Annotated in this window: 13 protein-coding genes; 2 read left to right on the top strand and 11 right to left on the bottom strand. The window is 68.2% G+C overall.

Going from position 1 to position 16,414, the window contains the following annotated elements:
- Positions 1-34: 34 nt before the first annotated feature.
- The 5 genes from OOK38_RS34350 to OOK38_RS34330 form a co-directional block, all read right to left on the bottom strand.
- The gene (locus tag OOK38_RS34350) at positions 35-274 is read right to left on the bottom strand and encodes a hypothetical protein (protein WP_266850055.1); all 240 of its coding nucleotides are present in this window, start codon (positions 272-274) and stop codon (positions 35-37) included.
- A gap of 1,739 nt (positions 275-2,013) precedes the next feature.
- Positions 2,014-2,550, bottom strand: coding sequence for a transposase (locus OOK38_RS34345; protein WP_266850053.1), 537 nt, complete (start codon positions 2,548-2,550; stop codon positions 2,014-2,016).
- A complete protein-coding gene (locus OOK38_RS34340; protein ID WP_266850051.1) occupies positions 2,547-3,086 on the bottom strand; it encodes a winged helix-turn-helix domain-containing protein in 540 nt (179 codons plus the stop codon). The genes OOK38_RS34345 and OOK38_RS34340 overlap by 4 nt, the downstream gene beginning before the upstream one ends.
- Before the next feature lie 152 nt (positions 3,087-3,238).
- On the bottom strand, positions 3,239-5,035 hold the full coding sequence (locus OOK38_RS34335) for an NAD(P)/FAD-dependent oxidoreductase (protein ID WP_266850049.1): 1,797 nt from the start codon (positions 5,033-5,035) through the stop codon (positions 3,239-3,241).
- A 462-nt stretch (positions 5,036-5,497) separates the two neighbouring features.
- Positions 5,498-6,220 (bottom strand): bacterial transcriptional activator domain-containing protein, encoded by a 723-nt coding sequence (locus tag OOK38_RS34330; RefSeq protein WP_266850047.1) that lies wholly within the window; start codon positions 6,218-6,220, stop codon positions 5,498-5,500.
- Positions 6,221-6,617: 397 nt separating this feature from the next.
- Here OOK38_RS34330 and OOK38_RS34325 point away from each other — a divergent pair, with 397 nt between their 5' ends.
- Together OOK38_RS34325 and OOK38_RS34320 are read left to right on the top strand one after the other, a co-directional pair.
- Positions 6,618-6,893, top strand: coding sequence for a hypothetical protein (locus tag OOK38_RS34325; protein ID WP_266850045.1), 276 nt, complete (start codon positions 6,618-6,620; stop codon positions 6,891-6,893).
- 30 nt (positions 6,894-6,923) lie between these two features.
- Positions 6,924-7,079 (top strand): hypothetical protein, encoded by a 156-nt coding sequence (locus tag OOK38_RS34320; protein ID WP_266850043.1) that lies wholly within the window; start codon positions 6,924-6,926, stop codon positions 7,077-7,079.
- 222 nt (positions 7,080-7,301) lie between these two features.
- Here the strand turns inward: OOK38_RS34320 and OOK38_RS34315 are convergent, their stop codons facing one another.
- From OOK38_RS34315 to OOK38_RS34290, 6 genes are all read right to left on the bottom strand, one after another.
- Positions 7,302-7,922, bottom strand: coding sequence for a hypothetical protein (locus OOK38_RS34315; RefSeq protein ID WP_266850041.1), 621 nt, complete (start codon positions 7,920-7,922; stop codon positions 7,302-7,304).
- Between the two features lie 176 nt (positions 7,923-8,098).
- A complete protein-coding gene (locus tag OOK38_RS34310) occupies positions 8,099-8,299 on the bottom strand; it encodes a suppressor of fused domain protein (RefSeq protein ID WP_266850092.1) in 201 nt (66 codons plus the stop codon).
- Positions 8,300-8,656: 357 nt separating this feature from the next.
- Positions 8,657-9,985, bottom strand: a complete 1,329-nt coding sequence (locus OOK38_RS34305) for an ATP-binding protein (RefSeq protein WP_266850039.1) — start codon at positions 9,983-9,985, stop codon at positions 8,657-8,659.
- Complete coding sequence (locus OOK38_RS34300; protein WP_323178871.1) at positions 9,979-11,160, bottom strand: Mu transposase C-terminal domain-containing protein; 1,182 nt, start codon at positions 11,158-11,160, stop codon at positions 9,979-9,981. The genes OOK38_RS34305 and OOK38_RS34300 overlap by 7 nt, the downstream gene beginning before the upstream one ends.
- Positions 11,161-12,094: 934 nt before the next feature.
- A complete protein-coding gene (locus OOK38_RS34295) occupies positions 12,095-13,003 on the bottom strand; it encodes a TnsA-like heteromeric transposase endonuclease subunit (RefSeq protein WP_323178870.1) in 909 nt (302 codons plus the stop codon).
- A 523-nt stretch (positions 13,004-13,526) separates the two neighbouring features.
- Positions 13,527-15,158 (bottom strand): Helicase associated domain protein, encoded by a 1,632-nt coding sequence (locus tag OOK38_RS34290; RefSeq protein ID WP_266850037.1) that lies wholly within the window; start codon positions 15,156-15,158, stop codon positions 13,527-13,529.
- Positions 15,159-16,414: the final 1,256 nt, after the last annotated feature.

Here is a 16,414-nt window from a genome sequence, read left to right as displayed (position 1 = left end):
CTGAGTCGAGAGGCTCTGCCGGCCGGCGGTGCTGTCAGGCGTCGTGGTCGGCAGCCTCTGCGAGTGCGTTCACGGCGTCGTTGTGGAAGTTGCGTTCGGCGTTACGGCAGGGGGCGTTGAGGAAGGCTCGTTGGGCTTCGGCGAGATCGCGGATCAGCAGGTCCATGGTCACGAATACGGCTTCGACTCCGTGACACCCGTTGTCGCTGAGGTACTGCTGGAGTGCGTCCGTGTCGCCGGTGGCCTGCCAGACGGGCCGGGCGGTTTCCCGCAAGGCGATGATGCGTGCTGATCGTTCTGTTTCGAAGCCCACTGGACCCGCCTTCCTGCTTGGCCCGGCAGGATATCGACGGGTGGCGGGATGCGCGGGTCTGTTAAGCGGCCTGGGTGACGGGTGGATGGACGGTGAAGAGTGGGTCGTCGCGCAGGCGACGAGACCTGTGAGCGGCTGTGGTCCTCCGGTGGGGTCGGGCGGCCGTCTCGTAGCTCTCGTCAGACAGCCGTCCGGACCGACCGAGGACCGCAGTCCTTGAAGGCAGCTCGCATCGCATGCCACCCGGCAGCCACCTATTCCACGCCGCGTTCCGCCCCGTGCACCCGGAAGAGTCAGCACCGTCGGGCCCGGATCCGGGGACGGACTCCGCACCTCTGCGAGGCCGTGTCTGCCGCGGAGGCGAGTCCTGGGGGTCGTGCCGGGTGCGGGAATGGCTGCGGGGTGGTCTGTGTTGTGGAGGGCGTGGTTGTGAAGGGGACAGTGTCCCCGGGCCTCACCTCTAGCCCATGAGGAAGATCGTTCGGCTGAAGCCTCATGGAGCCTTTCGCCGCGTAGGCGACCGCCCCTTCACGACCACACCCTTTTCTTTCCGGCCCCGTCCTGGATCAGTCCGGGACGGGGCCTTCCGGCGTTCGGCACGTCGGATCGGGTACACCGCGCGGGCCGGCCTGGCAGCTGCACGCCGTCACCTGCGCCGGTCCAGCTCCTCGAACTTCCTGTCTGTCTGCTGCTCCGCCGGCTCTCGCCGCAGACTCCGCAGCTGCTTGCCCTGATCCCGGACGAAGACGGCGACGTGGCCGGTCCGTGAGTCGTTTTACGGTGCTCGGTGCGAGGCGGGGAACGGTGAGGCAGCGCCGGCGGCTGAGACCGGGCAGGACGAGGCAGCCGAGGCACCGTTCATCGCCCCAAAGCGCTCTTGCCGACGCCGCTCATGCAGCGGCTCGCCCTTGGGAGCGTGCCGCTGCGGGAGCTGATCGGGCGGCTCTGGCGGTTCGGTGCGACCGGCGGGCTCGGGATTGTGGGCCCGCTGGTTTTCCTAGGCCCATGACGCAGGTGCCGGGGTCTGAGCCGTGTGTGCGGTGTTGGTCGCCTCGTAGGCGTAGTAGGGGCGGTAGGGGATCTCTGCGGTGTCTCTCCGGTTCCTTTGTTACTCCCTGGTTCCTTGTAGGAATAGAAGGTGACGACGCCAGCTCGCTCGACGCGAACGGTCGTCCTGTGTACGGGGTTTGGAGGCTGTTTGCCCCCCCCTGATCGTGGGGTCTGAGGGCTGGGATGCTCATGGGGACTGCGTCTGACTGCCGCATCCGCCGACGCGTTGACGTCGGCCGGCAGGGAACGTGAGGTGGCGATGGCCTGGGTCTGGCCCGCTGACCGGGTGAGATACCGCTTCGGGGCCGTGGCCCCGGTCCTGCTCTTCGCCGACCCAGCCGGCTGTTCGTCCGCGGCGCCGCCGGATGGCAAGCAGTCAGCAAGGAAGCCGTCGCCGAGCCCGGGCTACCTGCCTCCGGGCAAGGACCTGTACCGGGTGCAGAGCGGGTGTGAGGCGGGAGGGGACCCCGGCATTACGTTCTGGCTGCGCAATCACGCCGCGCATCCGATGGCGTACGGCCCCTCTCCGGACAGTCGCGCAGCCTGCCGCCGTTTCTATGCGACGGCGGGCCGCGCTCCCTGCTCGACCCCGAGACCCCCGTGCCGTTCCTACCCTGGCAAGATCTGTGCGAAGACTACTGAGCTTGAACTCATGAAGTCGTTGGAGTGAGGGGCAGTCCGGTTCCGGCGAGGCATCCGTCGATGAGGTGGGGGCGGTACTGGATCTTTCTCATCCCGTGGCGGATGGTCTGGATGAGGTGTTCGGGGGTGGTGAAGGCGGTGTTGGACAGCCAGCCGCGTCGCAGCAGCGACCAGATGCCCTCGACCGGGTTGAGGTCGGGTGCGTAGGAGGGCAGCTGGTAGACGGTCAGCCAGTCCTGTCTGGCGATGAACTGCCGCATTCCATACGCCAGATGGACGTTGAGGTTGTCCCAGACGAGCACGATCGGGCCGCCGAGTTGGGCGTGAGCGGTGATGAGCAGGTCGCGGTAGTCGGTCCAGGCGAAACTCTTGCGTGCGTCACGGCGGCCGTCGTCGCGGCGGGGCCGGTAGATCAGCCGGGATCGCTCGCCGGGCTTGTAGCAGGTCAGCGCGGCGATTGAGATGCGGCGGCGGGAACGGCCGCGAACCCGGATCACGGGGGTCTGCCCGCGCCTGGCCCACGTGCGGGCAACCGGCGGCGTCATCGAGAAGCCGGCCTCGTCCTCGAAGACGATCCAGGCGTCGAGCGCCGCCGCGGTCCTTCCACGTGCGGCCAGGTCTCCTTCACCCAGCCGGTGACCTGCTCCTCGTCGCGTTCGAGGGCCCGTCTGGCCGGCACCTGGCAGGAAAAGCCGTGCCGGATCAGCAGCTTGCGCACCCCTTGCAGGGTGTAGCTCTTGTGGAAGCGACGGCCGATCACTGTCTTGATGCGGGACAGCGTCCACCGCTGGTCCGGCCAGCCGTGCGCGACCGGTCCCCTCGCCAATTCCGCGTCCAGCCGGGCGAACTGGGCCTCGCTCAAGCGGGGCAGAGAGGCACATCCCGCTGATCGCAAGGCCTGCGGGCCGTTCTTGTCCCACGCCTGCCGCCACCGCTGGACGGACCGGACGCTGACCCGTAACTCCTTCGCGATCGCCGAACTCGGCTCGCCCGCGGCGAACCGCTCGGCGGCCATCATGCGGATGCCCTCGCGAAACTGCCGGCGTTCGTCGGACAGACCGCCACCCTGCGCGTACCTCATGACAACGGAGTACCGCGAGGATCAAGCCCTGTCAGCGGCTACGACAACCCGAGTTCAACCTCAGTAACCGAGCTGCAAATGCCGTTGCGCTGAGAACCTGCGGTTTGGGTTTTAGTGTTGCCCTGTGAGGTTGGAGCTGCGGTGGGCGGCCGCTAGGCCTCCTCCGATGTGCCTGAGCAGCTCTTGCTTTCGGCCTCCGAAATGGCCTCGCGCCATCGACGCCAAAGACTTGGCGGGTCGGAGGACAGGACACGCTGCCATACGTAACCGCCGTTCCTCTCGTCCTTTGATAGAAGGTATTTCTCCATAGACCCTACGGCGGCCGCACCCTGTCCTACGGCTTGACCCACTCGCCGGCGGGTGAGTCGCCGTACGTCGCCTACGGCGAAGATTCCCTTCTGGCTCGTGTGGAAGGGATGTGGCAAGACCAGGCGCTCCCCATGACTGGCCCCGGCCTCAGCCTGCCTAAAGTCCTTGGTGTGGACGTCGGTCAGAATAAATCCGTCTTCCATGTCTACCTTCACCGGACTAATTTCCAGCCAATCGGTATTCGGTCGGCCTCCGATTAGCACGTGAACCCTGTCGGCTAGATGAGAGTGTTCTTTTTTTCTGTCTCCCAGGCTTCTAATTGTCGTCCTAATTCGGCCATCGTCTTCATGATTGAACCCGACCGCGGTGGATTTGTAATCAATTTTGATTTTCTTTTCCAGTTTTTCGTAGAGGGCGCCTCCCATGTCGGGATAATCGTAGGTCACCAGTCGTACCGATGCGCAGTTGTGCTCCAGGTAGAGGAGGGCAGCCTGCCCTGCAGTGTCACCGCCGCCCACGATTAGGATGCTCTTTCCTTGAGCGTCGTTTGCTACGTGCGGCTCCATGTCATACCCGATTTCTACATCTTGGGGAATTTCCAGATCCTCGCTGGTGTCGGGGTGCCTAAGAGTTCCCGGCTTCTGTCCGCAAGCGATGAGGATCATTCCGGTCGATAGGCGAACAACTTCGCCATCTGCGGTGACCCCTACGACGATGTAGCGGGAATCGTTCTCTTTGTCCTTCTGGATTTCTCTCGCCGTGATTGTCGGGCAAAGGTCTACTTTTACGTCCTGGAGCTGCTTGACTGCAAGTTTGGCCAATTTCGTTCCGGTTACACCGCCGGGGAAGCCGAGATAGTTCTCGATTCTGTTGATGGACATTGCCGCACTTCCGCCGGGACGGTTTGGCTCGATCACGAGGGCGCTTAGACCTACTGCGCCTGCGCTGATTCCGGCCGACAAGCCGGCCGGACCGGCCCCCACGATCACGAGATCGTATCGTCGCTCTGGATCGTAGGGCGGCTTCCCAAGGATCAGGCGCGTGTATAGTTCGCCCACCGTCGCCGGAAATTCAGTGCCGTCCCTCAAGCATGCTCTGGTCTCTGGGATTTCATCCGTAACCCAGCGGTAGGGGATTCCGTGCAGGAACATAAATCGCTGCAAATACCTAGCTTTGGGTCCGTTCGCTCCTGTTAGGGTGACTTCTGCATCGTCCGGATTCCAGTCTCGGAACAAGCCTTCGACGACCTGCTGAAACTTTCTCGCGGCGCGCTCATCTCTAAAAACGTTTTCACTCTCTGCCGGATACCGCTTTAGGTCGCCACGGTCAGGCAGGGGTGCAAATTTAGTTTCCAGTTGTCCAGCCTTTTTAAGTAGTCTTCTGTATTTACGGTGACTCCATCTATTTAGGTTGCTACTATGAAGGACGGCGATGATTTTCTTAGACTTCTGATCTCCTCCTGATTCATGTTTCATTGCGAGCTCCTCAGGTGTGATATAAGTTCGGAATTTTCGCTCACCCACTCCTACCACCCAAATGCTCGCGTCGCACCATTCGCTGATCTGTTTGACGAGCCGCTGCCGCAAGAGGAAATCCTCGTGTACCACGATGATGGCAAGGGAATCGCTGTGAGTGCTCATTTGAATTCCTCTCCAGTGGGGAGTGTTGTGTTTTTCTGGTTCCATCGATGATTTGACGACGTGTTTGTGTGGATCTCATGCATTCCACCGCGCGGTCCGCGCACCACATGGCGTAGCGCATCCCTGTGGCCGTCCGATCGGTCGGCCCAGTGCTGGATTGCGCTGCCAGACCGGCAGGCTGGGATGCGGCGATGACCGCATCCTTGGCCGCCGGCCCCCCTTCCTGCCCCACATCGGGCAGCACTGACCCCAGATTTGCCCTGGCCCTCACACTCGCCCGGGCGGTGCTCTGACCGCACACGTGCACCGGGTTGCTGGTCGAGGCGGAAGGGTCTGTAGTGACGTCCGATCCGAACTGCTGCGGACAAACCGGGGGGCGCTTCAATCCTCACCCCGAAAGAGACGACAGCAAGCTCCCGTGGATTTCTCCTGTGCGGGTGGGGTGTTGAGGGGGCGCTGGTGTCACTTACCTGGCGCCAGCGAGCTCGGAGGGGGAGTCCAGCAGCTTCTGGATGAGGTGCTGAGTCTCCAGTTCCTGGGATGCGTCGATGGTCCGGTTGTCTTGCTGGAGTCGTGAGATGCCGGTGTGCAGGCCCGAGCGGTTTCCGCTGGCGTGCTCGATCCTGAACCAGTCAGCTTGGCACTGTTGTCGACCTTGAGGTCAACAGACACGGTCTGTCGGGCGGCCACTAGGTCGCGGTCGGGGCCGGGGACTGTGCGCCACTGGGCGACGGTGTGGGCGACGTCGATGATGCGGGTGATCATCTCCTGTGCGTGGGCTTCTATCCAGGGCAGCAGGTGCGCTCCGAACGGTCGGCCGCGGACCAGGCCCAAAGCAGTCTCCAGCACGGCTACGTCGGATGGGCCGTTGAGGAGCGTCTGCTCGGCGAGCGCCTGGAATTTGTCCCAGTCGCACAGGACGTGCTCGCTGATGACGTAGGGGTCGTCGATGGCTGAGCGGCGGGGTACGTAGGGATTGCCGTGGGGGTCGTCACTGAGAGCCCGACACAGATCTCCCGTGCGGCTGTTCAGGGTGCGTTTCGTCCAAGGGGCCAGTGGGTCCATGTCGGAGCACAGTGTGTCCGCGCTGCGGCCGGGCTTGGAGTGGAGGAGCGCGGCCAGTTGCGCTTCGCGTGGACGGTGACTGCTGCCGCTGATGCCGTTGATCTGCACGGTCCCCAGCACGCTCAGGATCGGCCCCGACTGCTGGCCGCCGGCAGGCGGACGTGGCGGGACTGCTGTTGCAGGGGGAGTCGTCGGGGGTGGGGGGAGTCCGACGTAGGCGTTGCAGCCGTGGGCTGGGGCTGTGCTTGCTCGGTGCCTCGCACGCGATGACGGTGAACGAGATGGTCATCGCGCTGCCGTCCGAAGCCGAACCTGGACTTGGTCGCGGGGGCCCGGCCGAAGCTGTCGCTGCCGCCCGGGCCGCTGCCCGTGCCCCGGGCGATCGGCACCCTGCCCTCCTATGCCACCGAGGTCGCGCTGCCGGTGAAGGGCGACCTGACCCGCCACCACTGGCAGGGCCGGTGGCACGGCGGGCTGCTACCACTCCTACCACTCCTACGACCGCTGCATCCCGATAGTGGCGACCACACTGGAGTCGCTGCGCGAACACAGCCCGGCCGGGCCCGCTTTCTGGCGCTTCGGGCGCGAGCACCGCCAGCCGCTGCTGGACGCGGTCGGCAATCCCCGTCGGGACGCCTACCTCGCCTGCCGCAGCCAGGCAGCCCGACAAGAAGAGCAGCGCCGTCAGGAGCGGGAAGCCGCGGATCGGGAGGCGCGGCGGCCGGTGTGTGCGGACTGCGGAAGAAAGTTCACCGACGACCGGTGGGAAGTGATCGCCAACCCCCGGGGCTAAAGCAGCCGCCCGTCGTACCCGCATAGGTGCGTGGACTGCCAGAACCCGGACGTCGCAGCCGAGCAGCGGGTCGAAGCTGATGAACGCGAGCGTCAGGAGCAGGAGCAGAAGCTTCGCCGTCAAGAGCAGGAAGCAGTGGAGTCTGCGCGGAAGGCCGACGGCTGGTTGTCCCGCTTTCGTACCTGACGGCGGGTTACCAGGCGGGTAAGGCCAGGGGGTGCTGAGCAGGTCCGTGTGGGCGGTTGCCGGCGGGGCGCTCTGAGCTGCGCCAGCTGGCCCGCGCCCGCGGAGCCGTCGGGACGAGGTGACCTGGCGTCTCGGTCGACCACAAGCTCGGGGCCGCGAGTGACCGTTGCGCGACCCGCGCCGAAGAATGATGCCAGGCCGACTGGGGAGGGACTCCCCGGCCTACGGACCCGTCGGCCCGTTCGAGGCGGGACCGGATACGGTGTGCGGCGCGGGGAGCGGTCCCGACGTCGGCGCCGGAGGCAGGCAGTCGGCAGGATCGGGGTTGGTGCCGTTCGGGGCGGGGGCCAGGCCGAGGTCGGACCGCATTGCGCCGCGCATGCCCACCCAGCGCTGTGTGATCCTGACCAGTTCTGCATGGATCTGCTCGAACGAGCCGTCGGGCTCTGGAACCCCGTCTGCAAGCCGCATCGTGCGGGCGTGGGCGCCTGCGAGGACCTTTGTCATCAGGTCCAGTTCCGCGAGCACGTCAGCGGAGGCGATCATCTGCGCCTCCGCGAAGGCGGTGTGGTGACCACTCCTGGCCTCCTCGACTGCCGTCCGGTCCGCTGGGGTGGCCTGCGCGCGGTGGACTGCCCATAGGAAGTTCATTAAGGCAATCCGGTAACGGCGGTACGCGGCGTTGGCCGCCGTGTAGCAGTCGCGCCGACGGGACAACTCCGTCAGCTCCTGGTCCCGCAGCCACCGCGCGTGAGCGTCGCGCTGTTCCCGGTCGAACTGCTGCGCCTGCACCCGTGCCAGCATCCGCTGCGACACCACCGTTGCCAGCAGTGTTCCGGCCACACCGACCCCGGCCGCGCCTAACGCGATCAGCCCGCTGGCTTCGCTGATGAAAACGGACAGCGACTATTGATGGCTTTGGGCGGCAGTCGGTGATCACTGTGCCTCGACATGTCGACGAGTTTTGACGGCACTGGAGGACTCCGTGGCTGCCGTTTGCGTCCCAGAAGCTCGCTAGGTCAGACGACGGATGGACGCCTTGGGTCGGTCGGGACGATCGCGTGCTCGCCGAAGAGCTGTTCAAGGGCTTCGTGGCCGTGCTCGCGGCGGTATGCCATCTCGGCTGCGGTGACCGGCAGAACCCAGAGGATGCGGGCATCACCGTCCGGCAGTGGGCACTGCTCGAGGTCAGGTCCGTGGAGGTAGGGAAGGCTGACCAGCAGGTGATCGCAGTGGGACCCGGGCAGCCACGGCTCCCCGATGGGCAGGCTGTGCTCGAGGTCTGTTCCAGGGAGGAGTGTTTGGCGTGCGGATGCTTCTGACCTGGTGTGTTGTTTGTTCGTTGAGAGTCAGGCCGGGGGTGGGTGGGGGAGGGTCCGGGCTGGTTGAGCTGGGGCTTTGGGGCCTGGCCGGGGGTGCGGCGGTCTGGTCGGGGCGTGTGTCCGGTTGTAAAGGGCTGGCGTGTGTTTGGGCTGGTGAGTGGTGTTTTAGCTGGTCGGCCGGCTGGGTTTTTGTGGATTTTGAGGTGATTCTGCTGCAGTCGTGTGGGGTGTTTTCTCAGCGGATTGTGTGGTTTCTCAGTGGATCTGGGGGCTGTCGCGTGTAGCGGTGGTGCCGGGGAGCGGTGTTGCCTTGGTGGTTGGGGTGTTGGCCTGGGCGTGCTGTGGGCGGCCTGCAAGGCTTCGTCTGGTGGGGCGGTACCGGGTGGTGTGAGGTCCGGCTGTCTGGGGGTTTCGCGTGCGCGCGGGGGCCCCTCTTTTTTGTTTTCCGGGGTGTTGTGGCTGGTGCGGGGTGGGTTGTTTCAGCGGGTGGTGTGGGGGTGGTGGTGGGTTTCGGCGAGGTGGTCGAGTTGGACGGCGTCCAGTGTGGTTTTGGTGATTTTTTTCGGTGCCGTTGTGGATGGCGGTGATGGCTGCTTGGCGGATGAGGCGGGTGAGGGAGCCGATGCGGCCGGCGGTGCGCTGGTGGAGGTAGGTGGTGTGGCGGGGGAGGGTGCCGGGGGTGTGGTGGGTGAGGTCGAGGGCGTTTTCGAGGTCGGTGAGGGTGTCGGTGAAGGGGCGGCGGGTGCCCGTGCGGGCGGGGAGGGGTCCGCAGCTGATGAGGGTGGCGCGGGCGGCGAGTTGGGCGCCGCGCACGCCGGTGAACAGGGGTGTGGTGGTGACGTCGATGCCGGCGTAGACGAAGGTGGCGCGGATGCGTTCGGTGAGGTCTTTGAGGAGGTCGGCTGCTTGGGCTCCGGTGGTGGTGCGGGGGTTGAGGCGGTGGATTTCGTCGATGAGGACGAGTTGGATTTGGGCGCTGTTGTAGGTGTGGCAGACGGCGTCGGTGATCTGGGCCTGGGTCATGCGGGTGTGGATGGGGATGCCGAGGTAGCGGGCGAATTCGGTGACGAGGGTTTTCGCGGTGGCGCCGGGCGGGACGAGGACGTAGGCCACGGGCACGGCGGTGTGGGCGGTGCCGGGTGGTGGTGGGGTGCGCAGGGTGTGGGCGAGGTGGCAGGTGCGTCCGACGTGCAGCAGGGCGGTGGTTTTCCCGGCTGCTGGGGGGCCGGTGACGATCAGTGAGGGGCGTGCGGTGATCTGCTGGTGGCGGCCGAGGATCATCAGGGTGCGGACCTGGTGGGCGAGGGTGTCGATGGCCGGTGTTCTCACGGTGACGAACGCGGAGTGGTAGGCGAGCCGCGTCTCGCGGCTGCGGGGTGCCTCGCCGGGCCGGGGCGGTTGGGGCAGGGGGGTGGTGGCGAAGTGCTGCCAGCCCTGCCAGGTGGTCACCGGCCACCCCGCTGCCGTGCCCTCGCCGTACGGTTCCTGCAGCCTGGGCAGCTCGGCCGATCCGGTGCGGGGTCCTGTGCTGACGCGGTCGGCGTTGAGGCTGCTGGTTGCGGGCGGTCTGTGGGTGTTCACCATTTCAGGGCCTCCGCTTCGGCGTCGTAGAGACCGAGTCCGGTATAGGGCATGCCGGCGGCGCCGCCGGCACCGTGCTCTTCTCCCTCTTCCGCGTCCGCGCCCGGGCCGCAGTCCGCGCCCGGGTCCGGGTCCGGGTCCACGTCGGTGTGGTCGAGGCTGCCGGTGTCCGGGCGCGGTGGGGGCAGGGGGGTCCGGGCGTTCGGGATGCGGGTGATCAGGCGGGTTTCGGCTGGTATGGCGTGGCCGGTGCGGGCGCGGCGCATGAGCTGGTCGAGGGCGTCGGCGAGGTCGGCCTGATGTTGGTCGGGGTCGCCGTGCGGGGTGAGGTGGCTGCGGACGTGGTGGAAGGTCTGCTCGTTGAACGGGCGGTGGAGGTGGTCGCGGTGGATCCAGGGGATCTCGGCGAACGTGTGGTCGGGCAGGCGCAGCCAGATCTGGCGGATGTCGTGGGGATGGGTGTGGATCTCCCATTTCCCGCCCCGCCCGGCGTGGGGGGAGGGCTGTCCGCGGTAGGGGGCGAGGACGTCGTGGTCGTAGGTGCGGTGGTTGATGCGGATGCCGTGTTCGGTGATGGCCTGCCAGCGCACGGGCAGGAGTTCGAGGTAGTCGTCGCGGGTCAGGGGCACGGGGACATACCCGGCGACCGACACCAGCGCTCCCCACATCTGGTGGGGGGGCAGCGCGGTCCTGGGCAGGACGGGGTGGCGCAGTCCGTCGTGGGGGCGGTGGTGGTAGTGGACGAGCCATTCGTCGAGGAGGTCCTGCAGCTCGGTCAGGGTGAAGCAGGCCTCGCGTTCGACGGTGCGGCCGCGGCGGGTGACGTCGGATCCGGTGTAGCCGGGCAGGTGCTGGCAGAAAAGGGTGTTGATGGAGCCGAAGGTCCGCTCGACGATTCCTTTGGCGGTGGGCGCGTGCGGCGGGGCCGGCTGCACGCTGATCCCGAGGCTTTCGCAGGCGGCGTTGAACGTTTTGGAGCAGAAGATTTTGCCGCGGTCGACGACGATCGTCTCGGGGATGACGACCGGGCGGGCGGCCGCGCTCTCAAGACGCTGGTCCAGAGCGAGGAGCCGCTCGCTCGGCAGGAGCCGGCTGTGGGCGAAGCGCAGAACGTTCGGCCAGGCGGGCCGGACCGGATGAGGAACGGCCATCTCCGCGAGCAGCAGGGCCGCATCCACGGCCTGCGTGGCGCCGGGGCACAGGACGGCGGCGAGGATGGCGCGGGTGGCGACGTCGACGGCGATGGTGAGTTCGGGCCGGGCGAGGGTGCCATCCTCGTAGCGGGCGAGGACGTCGAGTCGGGTGGTGTCGATCTGGACCTGCTCACCGGGCCAAACGCGACAGCCGGAGTCAGGCCGCGTCCGTCCTCGGTGATGGGCCCGGTCCGTACCCGCCGGGCAGGATGGTCGGCGGGCCCGGCGAGCTGGTCGATAAGCCGGTACAGCGTGGCCGGGGAGGGCACCGGCACGACGCCCTTTCCGTGCATGTCCTCAAGAATGTGGTGAATGAGGTGGAACAGGGCGCTGATGGTGCCTTTGGACCGGCCGCGCCGCTGGTGCAGTGCCTCCTTCACCGCGGCGACCACTCTCTCGTCCTGCCGCCCCGTGGCGCTTGGGCTGCGCGTGGACCGGTGGTCGACCAGCCCCCACAGACCCTGCTTGCGGTAGGCGAGCCGCATCCGCTGCACCGTGGTGGCGTGAGACGCGGCCGAAGCCGGCCGCGGTCAGCTCTTTGGCTTTGGCCTGTTCCCGCTCGGCGAGGGTGAACCGTGCCGGGTCGTACGGGGGCCGCACGGGTTTGCTGCTCGCGGGCCCGTCGGGCAGTCCGCATTCGACTTCCCTCACGTGCCGCTGCCAGGCCAAGGCCTTCTCGCGTGCCGCGGCTGGTGCGGTCTCGAACAGGCCCCACCGCGGGACCGCCTGGGGTGGGGCGGCGCCGATGACCGCGAAGTCGGAGTCGGCGAAGAGATGACTGGCGAGCACTGCCTGTTCGCTACCGTCCTCGCTCACGAGGTGGAGGCGTGGAGGCGCCCTTCCGCCAGGGCGACGACGTGCCACTGGTTGCCGCGGAAGCGGACGTGGGCTCCGAGGGCCACCACCGGCCGCTCGCCCTTCACGAGACCTCTCCACAGCCCAACGCCCTGACCTGGGGCACGCCCCGGGCAGTGTCCGGCGCCGGCCCCGGGCGTGTGGCCGCGGCCAAGGTGGCCGCACCGCTGTCCCGACTCGCCTCACCCCCGCCCTCGCTCCTGCCCGGGGGCAGGTGTCCTGCCGTAGCCGGTGGGTTGGTGTCAGTGCTCCCACCCAGCCGCCTGGTGGTGACGACGGCCCGCTCGTGCAGCGGCCTCTCCAGTGATGTCGTCAGCTGTCCGTGCCACAGAGCATGGAAAACAGTGGGCAGGACTTTGATCGGGTCACCAACCGCTTCGGTGCCCTCCATCAGCGGCCGCGGCCGGCAAAATGCCTCGAGCACAGCGGCCCTCTGACCGGGCTGGCCGGCGTTGCGGGGGTGGCGGTAGCCGGCCAGCCATTTCAGGTTGGCGGTGAAGACCTCGTCTGGTGGTTGAAGGCGCCGGTAGGTCCAGCCGACGTCCGTACACGCCGCTTCCATCGCTTCGCCGGCTTTCAGGGCGCGTTCGCCGATGGCGTCGACATGGCTGGGGCAGTCGGCCAGCAGTGCGGTGCCATCGCGGTAGCGGGCGAAGAGCTGCGGGGTCCAGGAGCGGGCCTGCCCGCGGGGCGTGTGCCACAGCAGCCGCACCGGGCACCCAGCCAGTGCGACCACCTCCGGGTCGCGGTCCAGGAGCATCAGCTGGGTGCGCATCGCGTTGGAGCCGGCGGCCACGTGGCGGCCGGTCGTGGCAGACCACCACAGGCCGGGCCCCCACCGCCGTCCCGGCACCGACGGGAACGCGGAGACGGGCGGCAGGTCCTCGAAGGCCACCGTCAGCACCGCATCGGCCCACCGCTGCTGCACGCTCTGCCCCACAGGGTCGAGGAAGCAGGCCTCGAACCCTGTCACCCCGTCTGTCCTCGCTCGCTTCACCCGGCCCCCGGGCCCGGTCGTCCCCGCCTCGTTCACCTGTTTCACCCAAGCCGCATCCGTCCGCTGGCAGGGGCATTTCCCGGATTTTGGATCCCAACGGGGAACGCGTGAGCTACACGGTTGACAGGCGGCCCAGCACCAGCCGCGTGATGCGACCGGCCGGACGTCAGCCGCCACCGTCCTCCTGGTTGTTGGCCAGCATGTCCATCACGGCGTCAGCGGGCATCCCCGTCCACCGGGCGACCTCCTCCACGGCAATCCCCGCTGTCAGAGGTCAGCTCCCCGGCCAGCGGCACGGTCCGCAACGCCCCTGCTTCCACAGCTCTCCCCGACACCCCTCGCCCGCCCTCCGACCAGAGCAATGTGGCACGCCCTGCGAGGCCGGCACGCCCGATCGCCGGGAACCTCACCCGCCCGCACGTCGCGGGCTGTCCCTGCCGCCGCCCGGCCGGTGTCCGGCTCCCTCACCGGACAAGCTCCGGCCCGGGGCCGGGCGTTTTCATGGTCCCGGCCGGTCGATGTAGGCGGTGAGCTGCTGCTGCCAGGGGGCGTCGGTTTCGGGCAGGCTCGCTTCGCAGATTCGGGTGAGGGTGCCGTCGGCGCGCCAGCGTTTGAACGTGATCCGGCAGGTCGCGAAACTCCCGAGCTCTTCGGGGATGTGGGGCCACGTCCGTCCGGTGCGGGCGATGTGGATGATGGCTTCGAGGATCTCCCGTTCACTGCGGTACCGGCGATCGCCGGCCGGCCGGGAGGGCAGCAGGTCTGCGAGGGTGTGCCAGGCCTGGTCGCTGATCCGCGGCCGCCACACCGGCCCGTCACCGGCTACGGGCGTCAGGTCGGCGACGAGCTGCTGCTGGCCGGGCAGCAGCGAGGCGCGGGCGTGCTGCTCGCGCAGCCACGCCACAGCGCCTTCCCTGCCGGGTGCGTCGGGCCACCACTGCGACCCGTCCGGGAGGCCGTTGAGGTGGTGGTGGACGGCCCACCACATCCGCTGCCAGGACAGCGCCCACGGCGGGTTCCACCAAGGATCGAGTGCACTCAAGCGGGTTCCGAGCCGGGTGGGCCGGCCGGTGGTGCGCTGGCGTCGGCGTGCGCTGCTGAGCCAGGCGTCCAGTGCGATTCCGTCGATGACGGTGGCCCCGGTCACCGCGAGATGCCCGAATCGCGCCGCATAGGTCTGGGCCGCGGCGAGGGCTTCGCCGGGGTGACGGCGCCTTGCGGGCCAGGTCCGGAACCGCTCGACCTCCCGTGCGGTGAGGCCGAGTTCGGCCAGCAGGCCTTGCTGGCCGGGATGCAGTTTTTCGTACTGCAGGATCTGGCGGCGCAGCCAGGTCTGCAAGCCTTGCGGCAGCCCGTCCAGGTTGTCCCCGCCGTGTACCGGCCCGTGCTCGCCCGCATACCGCCGGACTCGGTGCCAAAAGCGCTGCCAGCCCACCGGCCACGGCGGATTCCACCACGGATCCAACTGCGCAAGCTGCGCCGTCTGGTCGGCGGTCAGGGAAACGGCCTCGGCACGCCGGCGGGCCAGCCACCGTCCCAGATCGAACCCGTCCACCATCCCCTTCTCGGTGTGCGCCAAAGCCAGATGCCCGAACCGCTCCACATGACGCCGCGCCCGCTCCACCCCGTCGGCGAACAGCTCCGCCTCCCGCTGCCGCAACGCCCAGCCAGGCCCGCCAGACGGCTGCCTGTTCGAGCGTTCTTCCGCCGCAGCCTCACCCGGCCCGCCGTCATCGGCCGGGGAGGACCCGGCGGCCAGCTCAAGCAGACCTGCTCCCACTTCCACCGGCTGATGAGGGGCACGCACCGACCACTTCCCCTTGAACCCGCGCAGTGCCGGCGCCCCGTCGGGCTTTCGCTGCTCGCGGGCCGTCACGGCCACCCACCGTGCCAACGGCCCCGGAGCACCGGCCGTCTCCACCGTGGCCAGCCAGGGCCGGTCCAGCCGCTCGCCCAGCACCTTCGCGAACGGCTCCACCCCGGCCCGATCCCGCAGTAGACCCTTCATCTGCCGGCCCACCTGCCCTACCAGCCGCGCATCGACCAGAGCTGCCGCCACGGCCACGACCTCCGGGAACACCACCACGTCCCTGGCCAGCAGACGCCACTGCGCATCACCCCATCCCGCCACACCCCCGCACCGCCCACGCGTCGCCTCGACGACGCGGTCCAGCCGCGGCCCCCACACGACCTCCCGCGCCCAGAACTCCTGCGACTCCCACCACTGGCACACCACCGACCGCGCCAGCCGCGAACACCTCACCCGGCGCCGCATCCGCCGCCCGCGCAGCCGTCTCCACCCGCCCCCACCGACGCTGCGCCCGCGCCAACTCGCCACCCAGCAAGCTCACATCGGCGAACTCCAGCGGATGTCCGTCACTGACTGCGGACAGTCACCGGCCGTGGCGCCCACACCGGCGTCGCCACGGCTGCCGGTACGCCCACACCGGCCTGCCATTGGTCCCGCGCCGGGCGGCGCAGAGCCGGCAGGCGAAGGCCACCGGACCCCACTCCAGCGCCCCCATCCGCCATCGCGCCCACCCCCGCCCATCCCCGCCTCCGACCGCGTCCCGGCCAGCTACCGTTTCGGGTCCGGTTGCCCACGAGGGCAGCGCCCGCGCCAGATGCCCCGCCGGGATCCGGCACCACGCGGCCACCTGCGTCTGTGCGGCCGCATCGAGCAGCACTTCACCGTCCGGGCGCACGCCGCAGCCCTGCGGCACCGGGTTCTCCCACCGCCACCACGCTCTCAGGTTGCTGACCTGCAGCCCGTAGGCATCCGCGACACGGTGCAGAAACGACCACGTCGTCTCACCCGCCAGCGGCACCACCCGCAACACCGGCACCGCGCCCGCCTCCCGCTCACGGTCCGCCCCAGGAACGGCGGCACCCGTATCGCTCCCACTTGGTTTCCTGTCTGGTGTCGATACACACGGCCAACGAGCCCCTGCACCGTCCGGTATCTGCTCCGGCGCGAGCTAGCTGGTGGCCGCACCCCGGGCACCCTGATGCCGTTCAACGGACAGTTGCACTGTTGCCGTGCTCGAAGCCCTTGAGGATCGCGGGTCCGCGGATGCCGTGCCGCCCCAGTCCCTCACCGGCGATGTGGCTCCGCGACCAGCTGCGGGAGAGCACGCTGCGCCCGGTCGGGGAAACCGCGCAGGCGGGGTAGCCCGGCCCTCAAGTTCGACGACGCGCTTGGCCTCCAACGTGCGTAGTAGCGCCGTACGTCTGCCAGCCGGCGCTCCAGCGGAAACCCGCCCACCGCGCTGTCCCACTCCTCCGGACTACGAAGACGTAAGGTATCCGCGGCTCGACGCTGCGGTCTCGCGCGGCCACCGCGTTGCGGCCTCGACGCCGCGACGCCAGTGCGCGGCCTCGGGGTCG

Source organism: Streptomyces sp. NBC_00568 (genome assembly GCF_026341855.1).
In the GTDB taxonomy this organism is placed as follows: domain Bacteria; phylum Actinomycetota; class Actinomycetes; order Streptomycetales; family Streptomycetaceae; genus Streptomyces.
The sequence above is the reverse complement of the archived record's forward strand: the minus strand, read 5'-3'. Positions and strand labels throughout refer to the sequence as shown.

Coding starts and splice junctions, on each gene's coding strand:
- OOK38_RS34345 (WP_266850053.1), bottom strand. CDS start 2,550: ATGACGCCGCCGGTTGCCCGCACGTGGGCCAGGCGCGGGCAGACCCCC.
- OOK38_RS34340 (WP_266850051.1), bottom strand. CDS start 3,086: ATGAGGTACGCGCAGGGTGGCGGTCTGTCCGACGAACGCCGGCAGTTT.
- OOK38_RS34335 (WP_266850049.1), bottom strand. CDS start 5,035: ATGAGCACTCACAGCGATTCCCTTGCCATCATCGTGGTACACGAGGAT.
- OOK38_RS34305 (WP_266850039.1), bottom strand. CDS start 9,985: ATGGTGAACACCCACAGACCGCCCGCAACCAGCAGCCTCAACGCCGAC.